This is a genomic window from Tenacibaculum sp. XPcli2-G (assembly GCF_024124505.1).
GTDB classification, from domain to species: Bacteria; Bacteroidota; Bacteroidia; order Flavobacteriales; family Flavobacteriaceae; genus Polaribacter; species Polaribacter mesophilus.
In genome coordinates, this window is sequence record NZ_JAMXSH010000001.1 from 537,764 (window position 1) to 558,867 (window position 21,104).

13 protein-coding genes are annotated in these 21,104 nt (G+C 28.4%); 7 read left to right on the forward strand and 6 right to left on the reverse strand.

Annotated elements, in window-relative coordinates; all coding sequences use genetic code 11:
• Window positions 1-19 precede the first annotated feature (19 nt).
• Complete coding sequence (gene cas9 / locus NH341_RS02410) at window positions 20-4,204, reverse strand: type II CRISPR RNA-guided endonuclease Cas9 (protein WP_253055622.1); 4,185 nt, start codon at window positions 4,202-4,204, stop codon at window positions 20-22.
• A 331-nt stretch (window positions 4,205-4,535) separates the two neighbouring features.
• Here cas9 and NH341_RS02415 point away from each other — a divergent pair, with 331 nt between their 5' ends.
• A complete protein-coding gene (locus NH341_RS02415) occupies window positions 4,536-5,159 on the forward strand; it encodes a JAB domain-containing protein (protein ID WP_253055623.1) in 624 nt (207 codons plus the stop codon).
• 11 nt (window positions 5,160-5,170) lie between these two features.
• Here the strand turns inward: NH341_RS02415 and NH341_RS02420 are convergent, their stop codons facing one another.
• Window positions 5,171-6,472 (reverse strand): HlyD family secretion protein, encoded by a 1,302-nt coding sequence (locus tag NH341_RS02420; RefSeq protein WP_253055624.1) that lies wholly within the window; start codon window positions 6,470-6,472, stop codon window positions 5,171-5,173.
• 1 nt (window position 6,473) lies between these two features.
• Entirely contained in the window at window positions 6,474-8,663 is a 2,190-nt protein-coding gene (locus tag NH341_RS02425) for a peptidase domain-containing ABC transporter (protein WP_253055625.1), read from the reverse strand.
• Window positions 8,664-8,733: 70 nt separating this feature from the next.
• Between NH341_RS02425 and NH341_RS02430 the strand changes: the two genes are divergently transcribed.
• The 4 genes from NH341_RS02430 (at window position 8,734) to NH341_RS02445 (ending at window position 13,457) form a co-directional block, all read left to right on the forward strand.
• Window positions 8,734-10,938: a lantibiotic dehydratase family protein gene (locus tag NH341_RS02430; RefSeq protein WP_253055626.1), complete on the forward strand. Its 2,205-nt coding sequence runs from the start codon at window positions 8,734-8,736 to the stop codon at window positions 10,936-10,938.
• The gene (locus NH341_RS02435) at window positions 10,939-11,811 is read left to right on the forward strand and encodes a thiopeptide-type bacteriocin biosynthesis protein (RefSeq protein WP_253055627.1); all 873 of its coding nucleotides are present in this window, start codon (window positions 10,939-10,941) and stop codon (window positions 11,809-11,811) included.
• 77 nt (window positions 11,812-11,888) lie between these two features.
• The gene (locus NH341_RS02440) at window positions 11,889-12,110 is read left to right on the forward strand and encodes a class I lanthipeptide (protein WP_253055628.1); all 222 of its coding nucleotides are present in this window, start codon (window positions 11,889-11,891) and stop codon (window positions 12,108-12,110) included.
• Between the two features lie 120 nt (window positions 12,111-12,230).
• Complete coding sequence (locus tag NH341_RS02445; RefSeq protein ID WP_253055629.1) at window positions 12,231-13,457, forward strand: lanthionine synthetase LanC family protein; 1,227 nt, start codon at window positions 12,231-12,233, stop codon at window positions 13,455-13,457.
• 12 nt (window positions 13,458-13,469) lie between these two features.
• On the opposite strand, the gene NH341_RS02450 is transcribed toward NH341_RS02445, so the two are convergent.
• Together NH341_RS02450 and NH341_RS02455 are read right to left on the reverse strand one after the other, a co-directional pair.
• Window positions 13,470-15,014, reverse strand: coding sequence for a vitamin K epoxide reductase family protein (locus NH341_RS02450; RefSeq protein WP_253055630.1), 1,545 nt, complete (start codon window positions 15,012-15,014; stop codon window positions 13,470-13,472).
• Window positions 15,015-15,024: 10 nt separating this feature from the next.
• A complete protein-coding gene (locus tag NH341_RS02455) occupies window positions 15,025-16,185 on the reverse strand; it encodes an erythromycin esterase family protein (protein ID WP_253055631.1) in 1,161 nt (386 codons plus the stop codon).
• 154 nt (window positions 16,186-16,339) lie between these two features.
• On the opposite strand from NH341_RS02455, the gene NH341_RS02460 reads away from it, so the two are divergent.
• A complete protein-coding gene (locus tag NH341_RS02460; protein WP_253055632.1) occupies window positions 16,340-16,588 on the forward strand; it encodes a hypothetical protein in 249 nt (82 codons plus the stop codon).
• A gap of 572 nt (window positions 16,589-17,160) precedes the next feature.
• Here the strand turns inward: NH341_RS02460 and NH341_RS02465 are convergent.
• Window positions 17,161-18,429, reverse strand: coding sequence for a tyrosine-type recombinase/integrase (locus tag NH341_RS02465; protein ID WP_253055633.1), 1,269 nt, complete (start codon window positions 18,427-18,429; stop codon window positions 17,161-17,163).
• Window positions 18,430-18,756: 327 nt separating this feature from the next.
• Here NH341_RS02465 and katG point away from each other — a divergent pair, with 327 nt between their 5' ends.
• The gene (katG, locus tag NH341_RS02470) at window positions 18,757-21,039 is read left to right on the forward strand and encodes a catalase/peroxidase HPI (protein ID WP_253055634.1); all 2,283 of its coding nucleotides are present in this window, start codon (window positions 18,757-18,759) and stop codon (window positions 21,037-21,039) included.
• Window positions 21,040-21,104: the final 65 nt, after the last annotated feature.

Genomic DNA, 21,104 nt, shown 5'->3' on the forward strand with positions numbered 1-21,104 from the left:
ATATGGGCTTTTACAGTAATTAATATTCTCCTACTTGAACAATTTGACCAAGGTGATTTAATCTTACTTTTTTAATATCCTTGATATGATTTAGACCTAGCCTTTTCCATGCGATTTCTTTTGTGCTTTTATTATCTTCTACTGTTGTTTCTAAATGATGTCTGAAGAAATAGTCTTTAGTAGCAATTTTCTGTACTCTAAATAGGTATGGACTAATACGCGATGCTTTTTTTGCGTCCGTTAAATCAATTTCATCCATATCAAAATCTTCATTAGGAAAAACAAACATTTCGTTTTGTTTCATGGTAAATAAAAACTGCCAGCCTTCTTTTTCTTTATACGTTTTATCAATTATAGGCAAGTTTTTATTTACCCTTGCAACAGCTTCGTAAAAAGAAACTACCATTTCTTGTAAATTTCCTTTGTTATCTTTATAAATAGCTATATGGTGGTTGTTTCCTGTGCTAACAAAATCAACCGCTTGCTTATTACCTTGTTCATTTAAAATTTCTCTTCCTAAATGGTCTTTTTTTGTATGCAATGCTTCAGCGTTGCTAACACCTGTAATACGAACTCTTCTTATACAAATACCTTTTTCTTTATGTAACCATATAGGGTTTTCCTTAAGGTTAGAGAAAGCTTTTATCGCATTGTTATCGTGGTCTTTTAAACGTTGGCTTAAAAGCTGTCTTGTTTTTGTGTCAATTACTTTTTCTATATTTTTTTGTGTTTTAAAATTCTCTGGATTTACTTCTTTTCTAATAGTGTAAATATCTTCAAAACAAACAACTTCTTTGAAAGGTTTATTTTTATATATAAGCGGATTTGTTTTAAGTGTTTTGCTATCAAAAGCAATTGTTGGGTTGTTATCAAATGTTTTTAAGTGTTCTAAAACTATTTTTTTATGTATAGGATTTACAATTTGCTGTGCAGTGCTTGCCTTAAAGTTTTTATTGAGTTTTATCGTTTTTTTAGAAGGGCGTTTAATCTTTCCATAAACAGTTTCTTTATGTAATTGTCCTCTAGGAGTTAATTGTTTTTTTTGTAAGGTATTATTTTTAGTTTTCGTAATGTTTATGTTACGAGTTACTACTTTATTTTTGCTTTTAAATGAAATAAGTATTGCTTCAATATGTTTTTTTGCTTCAGTTCTAAAGTTAGATATGGGTGCTTTAAACTTGCGTTTGCCATTTTTGTTTTCGGTAATTAAATTTTCAATATTTAGTATAATTTTGTGCTTCTTGTGATTTGTAAGCTTTCTAGCACTTAAATTGTTGATGTATTGAATATGGTTGTGTGTGGTAAAAGCAACTGTTAAAGCGTCCATTGCATGATGACGATGGTCGTTCCTTTTTGTCCAATCTTTTATAACTTCTCGTTTGTTTATTTCTTCAGTTCCTTTATTTAAACGTTTTTCATATTCCGTGAGTCCTAAAGCACGATATTTTGGTAAATTAAGTTCTTTCATTACATTGATTAAATCCCAATCTTCTCTTAATTTATCAGTAATACTTCCTGTGGTGACAACTACATTAGGAAATACCTCAAACAACATTGCTTTTGCTTTTTTAGCGATGTACTGACTGTTTCGCAGGTCTCTCTCAATAAAATCATCTGGAATATCTTCTTTAGGAGTTAACAATTTCTTCCTTTTTGTAGGCGATATTTTTCCGTCTTTATACAAACTCTCAACTCTTAATTTATAGTCCTCTATTCCTGAATGATTGCTATTGTTAATAAAATCGAAAGCTGTAGTATTACCCTTTTCTAAATTCACTTCTCTAAAGGCGAGTGTTTTGTTTGAAAAAGAATCGTCAAACACTAAAGCTTTAGGAATAATGTGCTCTATATCTATTTTTTTTGAAAAAATATCTTCTTTATTTATTTTTCTGTTTGTAAATAGTGTTTTATACCCGTTACTTGATAGTTCTTCATAAAGACGATAACGAACTACATCATTTTTGGTTGGATTTGGAATACCAAAATCTTTAATAATTAGCTTTTTTATATCTTGGTTTTTTTTGGTTGCTTCAGCAATACTCCTAGTCATTTTACTACGTTCATCAGCTGATTTTTTAAGCTCTCTAGCTAATTCTATACGTACTTCATCAGGTTTGCCGTAGGTTTCTATAATTTGATTTACTACGTTAACAGTTTGGTTTAAAATTTTTTCTACAACAGGGTTTCTTAAACTATTTTTTTTTATGAGTTCAAGTTTGTCTTTGAGTTCTCTATTTTCATGTTCTTCTTTTGTGAAACTATTAGAGTGGTTATAACCCACATTTTTGCAGGCTTCGGAATAAGTATATCCTTTTTGAAGTTCGGGTAAAATCTTTTTTAACGCTTTGCTTGATAAATTCCCATAGTCTTGAGAAAAAGAAATACTGGCTAACATTTTTGTATGTTCAGGTTTAAAACCAAATTTTGAAACTAATTTTTTCTTTAAACTTACAGCATTATTCCCATAAATCATTTGGTCTTCTTTACTAACTTTGTTAAAATCTTCTTCAGATGCATACAACAAATGCCATAACTGATAACTTGCCTGATTTTCAAATTTTTTACCCTGTAGTATTCCGTTAAACTCTAAAATATCCTGATTTATTCCTATTTCAGAAAAAACAGCTTTTAACTCTTCTTTAATAGCTGTTGCTGTTTTCTTTTCCCAATCAAAACCATACCCTTCTAACTCCGCAATTTTTTGATAAACATCATATAGTGCTTTATTAGTAGTATTTCCTTCAATTTTTTCGTGGTTAGCTTTCCAATCACTTTGCTTTCCTAACACTATATGCTTTTTAAGAATCTTAAGTACACTGGCTGCTTTATGTTCACCTCTAAGGTTTAATTCTTGAAAAATTTCATCAATTATGTTTCTATCTAAATCGTTAATCGTAATATGGTCGCCTGTGTTTTTATTAGAAAAAATAAGATTGTTCAGTATCTGCCAAATTTTAACCTCTTGGAATAACGGGGATGATTTAGATACAACACGACGACCAATGCACCTCTTCATTTTTTTATTGGTTGTATTGTTCACATACTCTTGCTCCCAACTTTCAAACTGACAAAAGTCTAATTGTCCTTTTTGTGATTTTAATTTTCGTTGATAAAAAATAATAATATCTCGAATTTTTTCTTTTAAAGGCAGCGTTAGTTCTTTATGAAATTGTGTTTGTATAGACCATATTTTTTCAAATTCATCCATATAATCTTGCCTGTAAAAAACTTGATTTTTTAGTGAGTTATGTGGGTTTTCTTGAATTTGTTGGTGCAGATATTCTCCTACGGTTATATTTTTAAAATGCAACTCTTTACTTCTGTCAGAAATTGCGCCTAAATAATCACTCGATTTGTTCAAGTCATTATTAATTTCTTGAAGGACAATAGCTAAATGTTCAAGTTCTAATTTTTCAATCAATCCCTTTGTACGCCACTGATAACGTTCTAACCTTTTTTCATTTGCTGTTCCTTTTTGTGTGATTCCAACTAAGTTAAAAGGAGTTTTACAAATTGCCCATGTTTGTTTTTTGTTTTTTCCTTGCAGTTCTTTATATAAAGGCTCGCTAAGAATTTCTGAATAATACTTCTGTTGATTTTTCCATATTTTATTGAACTCATTATGTAAATCAGATTTATAAAAATCAGGAATGTATTTTTTATCTTGCTGTAATAAGTTCAGCACATATTGCCCAGGTGTTAAGTTGTTTTCGTAAAGCTCTTTTGCTATTGACATTCCGTCAATAGCTGCCCCTTCATCTTCATTACTTGCTTTTCTACTACTTTTATAACCTCTTTTTTTATTGATACTTAATAATATTCTGGCAAAGTCTTCTAACTCAACCCTTTCTTTAGCTGCTTTTGCTCTTAGGTATAGGGTTTGATGTGTTGTGTTTTTTCCTATTTCTGTTAACGCAGTTTCTTTTAATATAATGTTATGATTGATTAGCTCATTAATTAAAGCGGCTCTTCTTAGCTTATATCGTTGCAAATTTCTTCTTGCTCCACGTTTTAAGGTTCTTTCTGCATTAGTACTTAAAGGTCGTCCTTTTTCAAAGTCGGTTTTTTCATCAACAGTTAAAGGGTTTACTCTAACCCCTAACTTTATAATTTTTGATTCTTCCGAGTTATTTTGAGCTTCTTCTACCAATGCCCAACCAATTGAATTGGTACCTAAATCTAAACCTAGAATTTTTTTAGTCATTTTATTTCGCTTTTTTATACTAGTTGATAACACAAGAGTGAACTTATGATATGTGCTTTGTTTTTAAGAGGAAAAAACAGCAATTGTTTAATTAAGAAACGAATTACTTAATGATTTAAAAATAAGTAAAAAAAAGTTATTTGATATACGACAATCCGTAAACGACTAAATTAAAAAAACGTATATTAGCAGTACAATTTTGAAATCAATTCACAATAAGGATTATTCCGTTGTGAAAACATTTAAAGCGGCAAGGTATTACTTTGTCGCTTTTTTGTTACCACAATTAGAATTGGTAAACATTAAGAGATAAAACCTTACTTTTGTTTTTATGGATATAAAATTGACAGAAGCGGAAAAAATAAAAATTCTAAATTCCGATGATATTTACGGAATCATGCAAAAGGTATTACTCCGTGAAAGTAAGATAGACCAAAACAGAGAACATTTTTGGATTATTGGATTGGAAAACAACAACCGTATTCTTTTTATAGAACTGATAAGTTTAGGGACAGTCAATGCAACATTGGTAGAACCTATGGAGGTCTTTAGTCTTGCGCTACAAAAAAGAGCTGTAAAAATAGTATTATGTCATAATCACCCAAGCGGAGAGTTATCGCCATCCGACAATGATAAGAATTTAACCGATAGATTGATACAAGTAGGTATTATAGTCAATACCCATGTAATAGACCATTTGATTATCTCTGATAAGAGTTATATGAGTTTTAAAAATATAGGTCTTTTAGAGGAATTAGAAAAAAGCAAAAGATATGTTCCTAAATATATTTTAGAAGAACAGATAAAAAAGGAAATGTCAAAAATAATTGAAAAGAATAGAAATATTGAGGTAGCTAAACAGTTAAAAAGAAAAGGAGTTGATAATGAAACAATTGTTTTTGCTACTGGTTTAACTATTGAAGAAGTGAAAAAACTACGAGTGAAGCGATTGTAAATATGTATTCATTAAGTTCTATTTAAAACTTGTCTGAATTGGTAGAAGAAACGCTCTATCAAACGTAAATCTTCAGTAATGATTTCTGCTGTTCCACGCATTTCGTGTTTAAACTCTATTGTTTTATCATAAGAAGTAACTAACTTTTTAGGAAGTAGCACATCTATTGTATAAAAACCCTCTTTATCAGGAATCATAGAAATATTATTGACTATTCCTTTTAAAACACCAAACTCATAATCAGGGTAGTTTTGTAGTTTTACATTTACTAGTTGTCCAATAGCTATTTTTCCAGAGTTCTGAGAAGGAGTTTTTAGCTTAGCTATATAGGCTGAATATTGAGAAGGAATAATAGTAAAAACCAAGTCACCCTGTGTTACTGTTTGATTTTCATTCCAATAATTCAAAAAAGAAACAGTTCCGTTTATTTTAGATATAAAAGCATATTGTAATTCCCAATCTTTAATAGCTTTCTTTAATAAATTAAAAGATTGAATAGTATTTTTTAATAAGGTCATTTCTTCACGAATACGAGTGATTTCAGTTCCCTTAGAGGTTTTATTACTATTGGCAATCGCTTCACGTAATTGAGATATTGAAGAACTCATATTTTGATAACTGCGTTCTGACTGTAAATATTCTAATTGTTTAGTTTCGTAATCTTTTGCAGAAATTACGCCTTTTTCAAATAAAGATTTACTTCTGTCTAAGTCTTTCTTTTTAAAGCCTAATTCAGCTTTGTTTATTTTTTTTTGAGATTTAAGGTTTTGTAGTCTTCTTCTTAGTTCAGATGTAGTAATGCTGTTAGCAATAGCTTCATTTGAGTAAGGTTGTAGTTGTTTGTTTAAAATATATTGTATATAACTGTTCTCAAAATTAGCGTAGGCATTTTCAATATCTCCAAGAAATAATAGAGGCATTTTTTCAAGAGGGTAAGAAAAGCTATCCTTTTTCAAGGTAATAGTGTCTAAAACAGATTTTAGATAAAAAACATCTTCATAATTAGCTGTGTTTTCGATAAGAGCTATAGGACTGTTCTCTGTGATTTGTTGGTTATCTTTTACTAAAATAGTATCTATTTTTCCAGTAACTCTAGCAAAAGCTTTTTGAGGAGGTATTTTTGTAGTTATAGTTGCTTCTGAAGTGATAATATCTGGATACTTGATAAACCAAGATAAAAGTAACAACATTAAAATTAATACTAAAAATAAAGAATTTCCCCAACGGATCATCCAATGAGGTACTTTAGTTAGTATTTCTTGTACTTCTTCGCTTCGTAATTCTATATTATCTAAATGATTATTTTCTGACATTTTACTTTCCTAATTCTAATTGATTTTTTACCAAATGATAGTAATTCCCTTTTTTTTGAATTAAACTATCATGATTTCCTACTTCAACAATTTTACCTTTCTCCAAGACAACTATTTGATGTGCATTTTTTACAGTACTTAACCTATGTGCAATAACTACTGCTGTTTTATTTTCAAAAAAAGTATTAAGTTTTTCCATGATAACTTTTTCATTGTTGGCATCCAAAGCAGAAGTTGCTTCATCGAAAAATAAAAAACTAGGGTTTTTATAAACAGCTCTAGCAATAAGTAGACGTTGCTTTTGCCCTGTGCTTAAACCAACGCCTTCACTTCCTATTTTTGTATTGTAAGAAAGAGGTAAGCTTTCTATATATCCTTTAATATTAGCAATATCAACAGCGTGAGCTAATTTCTTTTTATCAATATAATCATCACCAAGAGCAATATTATTAGCAATGGTGTCATTAAAAATATATCCTTCCTGCATAACTACACCACATTTTTTTCTCCATATTTTTTGTGAAACCTGTTGAAGATCGTTATTGCCTATTTTTATTGATCCCTTGTAAGTGTTATAAAAATTTAAAAGTAATTTCATTAAAGTAGTTTTACCACTTCCACTAACACCAACAATAGCAGTAACTTTATTTGCAGGGATTGTTACATTTAAATTTTTTAAAATTTTTTGTTCTGAGCCAATATACCTAAAAGAAATATTAGATAAAATGATATTTGAATTTTTAGAAATTTCAGTAATTTTCTCTATATTTTGTTCTTCTTCATCATCTTTAGTATGTATCTCAGAAATTCTTTCTAATGAAATTTTAGCATCTTGAACTTCTCTTACAAAATTAATTAATTGAGAAATGGGAGAGTTTAATTGTCCTACAATATAACTTATAGCAAGCATCATACCTAAAGTTATATTTCCATCAATAACTAATTTTGCTGAAAATATTGTTATTAAAATATTTTTAAATTCATTAATAAAACTAGCACCAACATTTTGATACTGTTCTAACGCCAACCCATCGATTGATATATTAAAAAGTCTGGCTTGTAAAAATTCCCAAGACCAACGTTTTCGTTTTTCTGAATTATGTAATTTTATTTCTTGCATTCCATTAATAAGCTCTATAACTTTACTCTGCTCTTGGCTTACCTGAGAAAATCTTTTATAATCTAATTCTTTTCTCTTTTTTAAAAAAATTGTAATCCAAAGAAAATATAAAAAACTTCCTAAAGAAAATATTCCAAATATTTGCCAATTATAATATGCTAATATGAAACTGAATATAATTAAGTTAAACATTGAAAAAAGAACACTTAGAGAAGATGTTGTTAAAATTTTTTCTATTCGCTCATGATCATTAATTCTCTGAAGTATATCCCCTGTCATACGAGTATCAAAAAATGAAATAGGAAGATTCATTAATTTAATAAAAAAGTCTGAAATCAAAGAAATATTGATTCTGGAGCTTAAGTGCAATAAAATCCAACTTCTTATAACTTCAATAGACATTCTTCCTATAAAAACAACTAATTGAGCTATAAGAATAAGATATATGAAATTTATATCTTGATTTTGAATACCAACATCAACAATACTTTGTGTTAGAAAAGGAAAAATAAGTTGGAGTAAACTAGAAGCAAAAAGCCCAATAACTAATTGCCAAATAAATGACTTATATCTAAATAAATACTTTGAAATAAATGAAAAGCCAAATGATTGTTTAGGGTTCTCAAAGTTAGTTTCAAATAATTTTGGAGTAGGTTCTAATAATAAAGCGATGCCATCCTCTGTTTTTTCATCAGCATTTTTTCCAATCCATAGACTAATAAATTCTTCTTTATCATATTTTATTAATCCATGCGCAGGATCAGAGGTATAAAAATAATCGTTTTTTATTTGATAAATTACAACAAAATGATTTTTATTCCAATGTAGTATACATGGTAAATTCATAGATTTTAGACTATCGACAGACAATTTAACCCCCATTGATCGAAAGCCAATTTTTTCAGCTGCGTCACTTAAACTTAATATACTACTACCTTCTCTTGTATTTTCACTTAATTTTCTAAGTACCTCAATTGAAATTATTTTATTATAATAAGCTGAAATTATTCTAAGACATGTTGGACCACAGTCTTTAACATCAACTTGTTTATAATTTATAAATTTCTTCATAGAATTAATTAATTTTATGCGTAAACAGAAATTTTCAAATGTAACTTTTATTTACTAAAAAAAGTTACATTTGAAAAAAATATCTATATACAAAATGAAGAAAAACCCTAAGTATTTAGCTTTTAATAACTATGTCTTAAGAACACCTACATTATCATTTGAAGAAGTTTCAAAATTGACTAAAGAGAAAATAAAAACGTTATGTAAAATACCTTTTATTTCTGAAGCAATTTACATTGCATCTCCGGAATTACATGGGGAAATGTTAAAGCTGATTAATAATAAGTCAATAAAAAACGAAAAAAAGCTAGTAATTACGTTACTTAAATATTTTTTAAGAATGGGTAATCGTGCAACCCCTTTTGGATTGTTTAGTGGTTGTTCTGTTGGAGAGATAGAAGAAGATAATCATATTGTGCTAAAGCACACAAGTAATCATAAAAGAACTACAAGACTTGATATGAATTATTTGTGTGCTTTATCACAAAAATTAGAATCTGATATAGAGATTAGAAATTCTTTAAAGTTTTATCCAAACACTAGTTTGTATAAAGTTGGTGATAAATTAAGATATATAGAGTTTAAGTATGAACAAACATTAAGAAGGCATTTTACTATTGCAATTGATGATTCGGAGTATTTAACACTCATATTAGAACATAGTAAAAACGGAGCTACTATCAAAGAGCTGGCTAACTTGATTGATGAGCCTGATGTTACAGATGATGAAGCTATTCAATTTATTAATGAGCTTATTGACAATCAAATCTTAATAAGTTCAATTTCTCCCCCAGTAACAGGGGAGGATTATTTTAAAACTTTAAAAGATAGTGTTATAACTACTAACGAGCAAACTATTTTTTTAGAAGTAGAAAATATCTTAAATAAGATTAACAATTCTGTCATTGGAGAAGGTTTTAAATATTATCAGGAGCTTTATGAAGTGATAAATAAATTCAATGTAGATTATAACAAGAAGTTTTTATTACAAACAGATTTGACGACCAATTTAAGGAAGAATATTTTAAATAAAGAGCTAATTAAAAACGTTGATAGTGCTTTACTTGTTTTAAATAAGTTGTCAATTTTTAGTGAAAATGAAGAATTGAAAAAGTTTAAAAAAGATTTCTACAGCGTTTATGAAGATGAGGAAATTCCTCTTGCTCTTGCTTTAGATGTTGAGGCGGGTATTGGATACGCTACAAGTGATGGGGGAAGTTATGATATATCACCTCTTATTGATGATATTAGAGTTTTAGGGAGCAATTCTAATCGGAATAGTTATACTGAAGTAAAATGGAATAAAAGAGATACTTTCCTTAATAAGAAAATGTTGTCTGCTATTAGAAACAATAAATGCGAGATTGAAATTACTGATGATGACCTAAAAGGATTTTCTGAAGATTGGACTAATATACCGGATACATTTTCGGCTTTCATAAGCATTTTAGATAATGATGCTAATAACCCTAAAATATTAATAGATAATGTAGGTAATGTAACAGCAACAGCTCTTCTAGGTAGGTTTTGCCATTCTGATGAGAAAGTAAAAGAGATAGTGGATGAAATTGTTGAAGTAGAGGAATCTTTATCAAATGTTATTTATGCTGAAATTGTACATTTGCCAGAGAAGAGAACAGGAAATGTTTTATTTAGACCCCACTTGAGAGATTACGAGATACCTTACCTAGCAAAAAGTGTATTACCTAAAGAAAACCAAATCCCTATTGAAGATCTTTTGGTTTCTGTAAAATCTGATAAAGTAATATTACGCTCAAAAAAATTAAATAAAAGAGTAATTCCTAGACTAGCAACTGCTCATAATTACTCAGGGAATTCATTGCCTATTTATTATTTTTTAGGTGATTTACAGTGTCAAGATTTAAATGAATTTATTTCATTTAGTTGGGGAAATGTGTATATGCACTACAACTTCTTTCCTCGCGTAAATTATAAAAACACGATTTTATCTCCAGCTCAATGGATTGTGAAAAATAGTACGCTAAAAAACTTGAAGACTAAGCAAGCTATTGATAAGTGGTTAGAAAAAGAAAAGATACCTAATAAAGTATTGCTTGCAGACGATGATAACCAATTATTAATTGATTTTGGACATGAACTATCTATAGAAATGTTCATTTCAATAATAAAAAATAAAACAGAGGTTATTTTAATAGAATATTTATTTAATAAGGAAAATGCTTTAGTGAAAAACTATAAGGATTTAGCTTTTTCTCATGAGATAATCTTATCATATTATAAAAATAATGATTAAATGTTAGAAAAAAAACAACGCTATTATATTTTAGGAAGTGAATGGTTATATTATAAATTATATGCGGGTTCACAGACGTCTGAACAATTTATTATTTCTTATCTTAAGCCTATTTGTGATCAATTAATTAAAAATAAGGTTATTGATAAATGGTTTTTTATAAATTATAATGACCCAGATAGGCATATACGTATTCGCTTTCATTTAATAAATGAAACAAAAAATTTAAATAATGTTATTCAAAATATTCACAACATAGTTACTCCTTTTGTAGAAAGTAAGCTTATAAAGAATGTTCAAACAGATACTTATAAACGAGAATTGGAACGTTATGGAACTAATACAATTGATGAGTTTGAAACTTTATTTTTCTTTAATAGTGATTTAGTTGTAAAAATATTGGAACATGTAGATGGTGATCCAAATAAAAGATGGTTGTATGCATTAAAAGGGATTGATTCTTTTTTAAATAATTGGGAGATAAGTTTAGAAGATAAAGGCGAGTTGTTTTCTTTTTTAGAAGCTTCTTATACTAGAGAAATGGGAGGAAGTTCTTCTGTTAAGAAGCAGTTAGCAAAGAAATTTAGAAATAATAGAAGTAGTATTATAAATATAATTAATAATAATGAAGATATTTATCTTGAAAATATCTTATTAGAGCATAATCATAATACAAAGTTAATAATAGAGTCTATTTTAAATAAAGTAAATCAGGATAAAGAAAAAATATTTGATTTATTGGAAAGTTATATACATATGCACTGTAATAGGATTTTTAGTTCAAGACAGCGATTAAATGAATGGGTTTTATATTGGTTTTTAAATTTGCACTACAAAAGTGAAATAGCAAGAAACAGAAAAAAAGTTAATTGAATGGTGTTGATTAGATAAAAAATATAGAAGTTTAAATATTTTTTATATTTTAGCTAAATAATCTAAAAAAATTTAAGATGAAAAAACTTCAATTAAACAAGAAGACTGTCGCTCAAATGGACAGACTTGAAATGAGCAGTGTAAAAGGAGGATTATGTTTTATTAGCTGTAACAATGGTACACGTAAAACAAAAAATTGTTGTGGAACAAATCGTTGTACGAAAGCCACAGTAAGAAATTGTCCTACTGAGCCTACTTTACAAGATATAGAAGACTCAGGAGCCACTAAATTAATATAGCTTTATAGTTTAATTAGAAAAGTACTACTTATTTTTTATATATTAAGATAAGTAGTACAAACCCTTAAATTTTTTAATTTACAGGGTTTTTTTATATCATTAATTTAAATAAAAAAGACTTTGAATTTAAATAAAAAAAAGATTAATACATTTTTAAAAAAAATAGAGCCAATTCTTTTAGAGAAATCTACTGAAATGCATAAACCAACGTTAGATGCTGATCTTGGGGTTTTAATTTTCGAAGCAACTTCTTATAAATATTCAAATGAAGTAGCTAGTAAGAAGAAAAGCTTACTTCTTTTAAATAATCTTTTAAACAGTTTTCACGAGAAAGAATTATATTCTGGTTTTTTAGAAGGGTTTGAAGGGATATTTTGGGTAATGAATTATTTAAAAGAATGTGGTGTTGTTGAAGACGAAGAGATTATTAGTGATTTGCTTCCTTACCTTGACAAGTCTATAGAAGCAGACATAGCAACAAATAATTTTGACCTTCTTCATGGAAGCCTTAATAAACTACAATATATTATAAAATCTTTAGGAATTACTAATAAAAAGGTAATTAAATGTTTAGACGATTTTATAGATTCTTTATATTCAAATAGAGAAGAAAATGAATCAGGTATTTTTTGGTATGATGAAGTAGATAAAGATGAAAAACCTGCCATCAACTTAGGGTATGCACATGGAATACCATCCTTGCTCGTCTTTCTAGTAAGATTAAAAGGCTTAGGGTATAAAAAAAAGGAATTAGATATTCTTATTAACGGAATTATAAAAAGCCTTAATAGTTTTAGGTTTAAAGTTAGAAGTGATACTAACTATCCTGATGTTTTTTATCAAGGTGAAAATACTGAGCATATTTCATCAAGATTAGGGTTTTGTTATGGAGATTTAGGGATAGCTTATGCACTCTCTTATGCTGGGGTTCATTTAGAGAATAAAGAACTAATATCTCGAGCTATAAAAATAACGAATGATGTCTGTAGAAGAATAGTTAGTAACTCCGGTATGGTATATTATGAAGACTATCATTTTTTTGATACTGCATTTTGTCATGGTATCGCTGGGATTATATATATTCTTATAAAAATAGATAAGCTATTGCCTTCTGAAATTCTAAAGAACAGAATAGAGTATTGGAAGAGTGAATTGTCTCATAATTTAGAGATACAACTTGATATAGAGGGGGATATAATTTTTCCATCATATCTACAACCAGATGATAGTAATCCTTATATTATAGATAAAGAAGCTTTATTAATGGGGTATACAGGGGTAGGATTAGTGCTTCTTTCTTTATATTATGATAAATATGATTGGAGCGATATCTTCCTTTTTTACTAATTTATTTTACTTTTAATCATCGATAAAATCATCGATAAAATAATTAAGATGTTCTATTTCATAGATGAAAGGGAACTCATATCTATTAATAAATAAAGCAGGAGTATAATTTATTTGATTGTCAGAACACCATTTTTGCTGTTTAAGTAAAATGGTTTCTGTACTTTTATCTATCATTCTTTCATCACAATTATTTTTTAGCCAAAGCTCTACATTTTCATGATTATACCATTCGTGTAGTTCATTAAAGAAAAATTGATTCCCTTTTGTTTGTTGAAGTTTAGTCATGGTTAAATATAGTAACTTATCTTCTTTTGTTTCTTCATTAACATTAATATTAAAAACTACATTTATATGATAGTTAACGTCATCTATTTCTTTTAAAATTGAGAGTAATTGATAATGTAATTCTCTACAGTATTCACAGAATGGATCAGTAACTAATGTAAATGTTAATTTAGGCTTTGATTTTGGAAAAGATAGATAATCTAGCGTATAATTAATTTTTTTTCCAGTTTTTAAGATTGCTTTAAAAACCTGATAATTGTTTAAAAAGCGGTTAGTTTTTATTTTAGAGTTTAAGAGTGTTGCGTTCTCTACTAATAGTTTTTTAAACGATTTCCATAAGAAGAACATAATCAAAAACACACTTATATAAGTTAGTAAAAGCCTAAAATTATATATAGAATTGTTTTTTTTTATAATAATAATAGTGAAAGCTTCTAATGTTAATGTTATAATTATACCTAAACATAATGTACACCATTTATTTTCTATAAACTTTTGATAATATATAGATGTAATTATAAAAGGAATACTTAAAATTAATAGAGTAAAATTAAAAGATATAAAGAAATCTTTATGTTTAAATATAAAGGCTAAGAGAAAAGTGAAAATTTGTGAAATAAAGAAGACAAAACTTAAATCAGCAAAGTTGATAATCTCAAATAACTTCCACTTTTTATTGTTAATTACTGAATCGCAATCCCCATTTGTAGATATATTACAAATTTTTTTAGCTAATACGTCATTAAATTTTAATGTAAATCTTACTGCAAATATAGAAAGTATTAAACCAAGAATAATTAATATAAAATAAGCAAAATCAAATATGTTTACTTTAAAGTAAATAAAAGTAAAACTTAAAAAAGTAAATAAGATACCAATAGTTAATAACTGGTTTACTTTTCTTTGTTTTTTTTCGTTTAAAATGAGAATAATCTCAGTCCAAGAATAATTTAATTTTTCTTTAGATATATTTACAGAGTTTGCTTTAAGTTTTTTGTTTTTGATTTCGATTAAAGATGGCAACATTTGATTTTGTTCATTTTTTAACATTGTAAAAAAATGAGTAACGTTATTGTCAATATCTTCAATATTAGTTTTATAGATGCTAAAATCTATATCGAAATATTGTAGTGTATTAACAACAGATATAAATGATGGGTACTTAGGGTGTGTTTTTAATCTATAAGAAAACTCTTTAACATTTATAGTTATTCTAGATTTCTTTATATACTTTAAAAGTACATCAGAAACAGTCTTTTCTAATTTCATAATAGAGGAATTATAAAACTTTTTGTGGGTAAGATACTTCTATGCCTTTTCCTATAAAAACAAGTGCATCAAAATGATTTAATAAGTCAATTTTGTTGTCATATAAGTTAAAAATATACATGTCATCATATTCTTTATCCTTTAATTTTGGGTTTTTAGTAATTAGCTTTTTTACATCAATAAAAAAGTTGCCTTTTGAAGAGGGTAAAAGAGATAAAATATTATTATTTTTTCTTTGAGCTTTTAGAATTTTTTTTTCTTTTCTCTCAGGCATCCTAATTGACCCAAACGCTATACGATAAGATTTTTTTGGATTTAATTTTTCAAATTGATATCCCATTGTTTGACCATTCATTAATTCGTAGTTGCACTTAGACATATGAGCATTTGCTAACCAGATTATAAATTTTTTATTAGGATGGCTTTTGATTAAAAAATCTAAATTTTTTGCCATTTGTTCATCCCTTATGGGAACCCTTAACTTATCATCATTAGTATCTTCTACTGTATATAATTCAATAGAACTTTTAAAGCTTTCTAATATTTGTATTAAAAGTTTATTTGTTTGTACTTCTTTATTAGAGAGGATTTTATAAATTTGATTCTTTAAATAAGAAATCTCTTTTTTTGATAATTTATCATTACTCTTATAACCATATCTAATTATTGCTTTTGAAATACTTATAAATTCTTCGTCAAGGTAGATATTATAGACTTTCAATAATTCTGAAAGCTTTTTTGTGAAATTTTTATATGAGAAAAGTGAATATATTTTATTGTCAAATCCCCAAATGGTGACTTTTTTCTCTTTTAAAAAGGTAAAAAGTTCTTTACACTGTTTAGATTTACTCCACATAGAATATAAATTTCTCTTATCGTGGTCAAAAAGCAAAGCAAAAAAATCACTTTCAAAAGCTATGTTCTTGTAGTTGTGTTGATTAACCAAATATTTGACAAATTCTGTTTTAGCAAGAAAATCTGAGCCATTGTAATGTGTAGCTTCTCCGAGAAATACAATTTTTTTATCTATAATATTTTTATCTATATTTTTTTTAATATTATCTGTAAGTAAGTTGTTTAAAGAGTCTAATTTATAAATACTTCCTTCTATTTGAGAGAATAAAATATGATTGAATAGACAAGTTATTAAAAGTAAAAAATATTTTTTCATATATGTTTTTTAACGGTGGATAAAATTAAGAAAAGATATTGAAAACTTTATTAATAGTTAGTTATATAATATCTAAATCATTTACATATTAAACATGCTTTATGCCAAAAAAATATTATTTTGTCTTAGAAAGTTTTAAAACAATAAAACCCAAATGAAAAAAGTAAAACTGTTTTTGTTTTTTGTAATAATAGTTAACTTTTCTTTTTCTCAAAACGAGATGACAATCGAACTAAAAGGAGTTATATTAAACCCGCTTTCAAAAGGCATAAAGGATTGTCACATAGTTAATTTAGGTAGAAATAAAGGAACTGTTTCGAACTCCGAAGGCAAATTTAGTATTGAAGTAAAAAAAGGAGACTGGTTATTGGTTAGTAACATTGTATTTAAAGAAAAAAAATAAAGGTTACAAACGAAAATATTAAGAACAAAACTATAATAGTTTATTTATTTCCAAATACTTTTTATTTAGACGAAATAGTATTAAAAAAGAAAATGAGTGGCTTCTTAGAGCTAGATATCGTAAACCAGCCTATCGATACTATTAAACGAGTTGATGAATAAACTTGTTTTAGGAATAAAAAAATTCCAAATTCAGAAATAATGTTTATATCAAATGAAAAAAACAAACATTATTTAAGAGGATTTTCTTTAAATTCTCCAATAATAAAATTTCAAGGTGTTCGGTTGTTAAAGATTGATACAGAGTCTTCTAAAAAAAAACAATAAAGAGAAACCGTTGCTGAAAAAAGACTATCTTAATCAGTTAAAACTTGAACTAGGTGGAGATTTCTTTTTTAAAACACTGAAAATCCCTCCTAAAAAATACTACCATTTTATACGGTTATTGTAACGATTATGATATAGAAGAGTTGTATAAAAGAAAAAAAATACTTGAAATTATTAAAATTTTACATAGAGAAAGTAAGTCTTACCTAAATTTAATAGAGAAAGGTGAGTAACTTCTTATATAATCTAAAACTTAATACTATAGTTTTCTGTATAATCGTCAGGTAAAGAAGCTCCAATATCTCTTAAATAATTTTCTAATCCACTTAATGATTTATGCCTTGTTATAGTCATTAACCTATGTTTTGCCTGCAAGTCAGTTAATCCCTGTTTCTTAAAAGAAGTAAATAGTATTTTTGCAGCGGTATGTCTTGCAGAATAAATACTATGGTTATCATTTAGGTTAATTTCTTCTCCTATATCATCTTTTAACTTCTTAAAGCGTCTACTAAAAAACTCATTTTTAGAAGACTCTTTTTTTACATTCCATTTCCCTGGGATTTCTTTTTTGGTAAATAAAAAATCATCAGCATTGTAATTTTCTAAATTCATTTTTTGAAAAACCTCTTTTAAAGGTTCAATTATCAGAATATTTGCCCTTTCTGTTTTTGTCTCTGCAAATAATATAGTGTTGTTCCGTAAATCAATATCTTTTACTTTCAACCTACAAATTTCAACTGGTCGCATTAGAGCATAAATGACTAATTTCATGTATTGATAAAGATATTTATCATTTTTTATAAGATAGTTTTTTATTGCTTCTAATTGTTGTATTGTGAAAGGTTGATTTTTTTCAGGCTTAGCTTTTAGTGATGGAATATCTTTAACAAAATTATAGCTTAGAATATCATCAGCCACTAATTGAGACAATAAAGAAGAAATAAGCCTTTTAAAGTTATTTCTAGTTGTGTTAGATGAAGTGTCCGAGATGTGGTTTAAAAAGATTATAATATGTCTTTTAGTAAGTTGGTCTATATCTTTATTGGCAAGTTTTTTTCCTGTTACCCATTTAACAAAGATGTTATACATGCTAGAGTTTCCATGTCTTGTTTTTTCAGCCCAAACTTTATTTTTTTCGTTTAAAGCTAACTCTAAAGCTTCTGATATAGTATAGCTTTTCTTGTCCAAAATTTCTTCCTGTTTTTCTTCAAAAGGGCTATAACCTTCTTGAAGCAAACGGAGTCTAGCTTTCTTTAATGCATTACCTATTCTTTTTCTTTCTGTTATAGTTTTAACCCTATTCAGACCTCTTTTTTCAATTATTTTATCCATAGCCCCAGTGAATGGATTTCTATAATAATACCATATATGCCATGGCTTATTTATATTAGGTTTATTAGTTCCTTTAATCTTTGGGATATAAAGCTTAGGTTCAGAAAACATTTTTTTAATTGAAATTACAGGTACTTTTGTAGGTACTTTTTCTTTGTCAAAGAAAATAAAATTTTTCATCATTTATGTTTTTAATTTATAAATGACTGATAAACATATTTATAATTGATTTTTTAAGACTCTTGAACTTTGTTCTAAAAACGAAAAACGTTATATTCAAAATCCGATGCTCGCAAGGGCGTGTGGGTTCGAGTCCCTCCTTTGGTACAAAAGCACACTATTTTTTTAAAAAATAGTGTGCTTTTTTTATGCGCCTAATTTAAAAGTAGAGAATTACCACTTGCTCAAAAATAAATCTAAACTACATTAATATAAGTTATTTCTATTTAAAATTTAAAAAACATAATTATTTCAAATATAGATTTGCTGAAAATCAATTAATAATTTATAATGAAAAAAATAATCTTAAGCGTAGTAACAGCTTCTTTGCTTTTTTCTTGCAGTGGTAAACAAAACCATGGAGAAGAAAAAGAAAAGGGAGGATGTCCTTTTGGTTTTGACAAAGGACACAAAAAAGAACAGTTAAAAGAGACTAAGTCAAACAAAGATTGGTGGCCCAATAAGTTAGATTTAGATGTACTTGCACAAAACTCGGAATTATCGAATCCGATGGGTGAAGAATTTAATTATGCTGATGAATTTAATAAGCTAGATTATGTAGCGTTAAAGGCAGACCTAACTAAGCTAATGACAGATTCTCAAGATTGGTGGCCTGCTGATTACGGACACTACGGACCTTTATTTATTCGTATGGCGTGGCATAGCGCCGGAACATACCGTACAGGAGATGGTAGAGGAGGAACCCGTATGGGAATTCAGCGTTTTGCTCCACAAAATAGTTGGCCAGATAATGCTAACCTAGATAAAGCTAGAAGATTGTTATGGCCTATTAAACAAAAGTACGGCAAGAAAATTTCTTGGGCTGATTTGATGATTTTAACAGGAAATGTAGCTATAGAGTCTATGGGATTAAAAACTATAGGGTTTGCAGGAGGAAGAGAAGATGTTTGGGTACCACAAGAGGATGTGTATTGGGGTTCTGAATCAGGCTGGTTAGAAAGCAGAAGGTTAAATGAGGATGGAGAGCTAGATTTAGAAGTAGAAAACCCTCTAGCAGCTGTACAAATGGGATTGATTTATGTAAACCCTGAAGGTCCAGATGGAAACCCAGACCCAGTAGCATCAGCAAAAAACATACGTATTTCATTTGGTAGAATGGGAATGAATGATGAAGAAACAGTTGCTTTAATAGCAGGGGGACATACCTTCGGAAAAACTCATGGAGCAGGATCAGCTGATAACGTAGGACCTTCACCAGAGGCTGCTGGCATTGAAGAACAAGGATTAGGATGGAAAAGTAGCTACAAATCAGGAAAAGGGAAAGACGCTATTACTTCTGGGTTAGAAGTTATTTGGACGCCTACGCCTACTCGTTGGAGTCATGCTTTTTTAAATACGTTATTTGATAATGAATGGGAACTAACCAAGAGTCCTGCAGGAGCACATCAATGGGTAGCAAAAGACGTTGGAGAGGTTTTTCCAGATGCTTTTGATAAAAATAAGAGACATAGACCTACGATGTTAACTTCAGATTTAGCTTTAAAGTTTGACTCTGAATATAAGAAAGTTTGTGAGAAGTTTTTAGAAGACCCATTATCTTTTGATAAAGCCTTTGCTCGTGCATGGTTTAAATTAACCCACAGAGATATGGGGCCTAAAACAACATACTTAGGATCAGATATTCCACAAGAAGAATTTATTTGGCAAGATCCTATTCCTATACGTACTCATAAACTGATAACCGAAGCAGATATCAATTCTCTTAAAAAAGAAATTTTAAATTCGGGAATTCCTTATAATCAGTTAATAGAAACAGCTTGGGCTTCAGCGTCTTCTTATAGAGGTTCTGACAGAAGAGGAGGAGCAAATGGAGCTCGTATTCGTTTAGAACCACAAGTTAATTGGGAAAGTAATAATCCAGCGCAATTAAAAAAGGTGTTGGCAGTTTATGAGAAAATTCAAAATAAATTCAATGAATCGTTAAAGGAGAAAAAAGTTTCCATGGCTGATCTAATTGTTTTAGGAGGATCCGCAGCAGTAGAAAAGGCAGCAGAAAGAGCAGGGTTTTCAATAAAAGTTCCTTTTAATCCTGGTAGAATGGATGCTACGCAAGAACAAACCGATGTAAAATCTTTTGCTGTTTTAGAACCAATGGCTGATGGTTTTAGAAACTATCAAAAAAAGAAATACACACTTAAACCAGAAGAATTGTTAGTTGATAAAGCACAATTATTAACTCTAACAGCTCCTGAAATGACGGTGTTGGTTGGTGGTATGCGAGCTTTAAATGCAAATTATGATAGTTCAAAAAAAGGAGTTTTTACAACCCAACTAGTAGTGTTGACAAACGACTTCTTTATAAATCTGTTGGATATGAATACGTATTGGGAGCCTATCTCTGAAGAACAATTAATTTTTGAAGGAAAAGATAGAGTTACAAATGAGGTAAAATGGACAGCAACTAGAGCAGATTTAATTTTTGGATCTAATTCTGAATTAAGAGCTTTAGCTGAGGTATATGCGAGTAATGATGCAAAAGAAAAGTTTGCAAAAGATTTTATTGCAGCTTGGGTTAAGGTGATGAACCTAGATAGGTTTGATTTGAAGTCTTAAATAATACAGTACAAGAAGGAAATATTATAAATATATAAACCTATACCAAGATGTTTCTGGTATAG

What these genes read in the sequence shown, in the direction of transcription:
- NH341_RS02425 (WP_253055625.1), bottom strand. Translation starts at nt 8,663, where the DNA reads ATGAAGAAATTTATAAATTATAAACAAGTTGATGTTAAAGACTGTGGT.
- NH341_RS02460 (WP_253055632.1), top strand. Translation starts at nt 16,340, where the DNA reads ATGAAAAAAGTAAAACTGTTTTTGTTTTTTGTAATAATAGTTAACTTT.
- NH341_RS02435 (WP_253055627.1), top strand. Translation starts at nt 10,939, where the DNA reads ATGTTAGAAAAAAAACAACGCTATTATATTTTAGGAAGTGAATGGTTA.
- NH341_RS02440 (WP_253055628.1), top strand. Translation starts at nt 11,889, where the DNA reads ATGAAAAAACTTCAATTAAACAAGAAGACTGTCGCTCAAATGGACAGA.
- NH341_RS02450 (WP_253055630.1), bottom strand. Translation starts at nt 15,014, where the DNA reads ATGAAATTAGAAAAGACTGTTTCTGATGTACTTTTAAAGTATATAAAG.
- NH341_RS02455 (WP_253055631.1), bottom strand. Translation starts at nt 16,185, where the DNA reads ATGAAAAAATATTTTTTACTTTTAATAACTTGTCTATTCAATCATATT.
- katG (WP_253055634.1), top strand. Translation starts at nt 18,757, where the DNA reads ATGAAAAAAATAATCTTAAGCGTAGTAACAGCTTCTTTGCTTTTTTCT.
- NH341_RS02465 (WP_253055633.1), bottom strand. Translation starts at nt 18,429, where the DNA reads ATGATGAAAAATTTTATTTTCTTTGACAAAGAAAAAGTACCTACAAAA.
- NH341_RS02420 (WP_253055624.1), bottom strand. Translation starts at nt 6,472, where the DNA reads ATGTCAGAAAATAATCATTTAGATAATATAGAATTACGAAGCGAAGAA.
- cas9 (WP_253055622.1), bottom strand. Translation starts at nt 4,204, where the DNA reads ATGACTAAAAAAATTCTAGGTTTAGATTTAGGTACCAATTCAATTGGT.
- NH341_RS02415 (WP_253055623.1), top strand. Translation starts at nt 4,536, where the DNA reads ATGGATATAAAATTGACAGAAGCGGAAAAAATAAAAATTCTAAATTCC.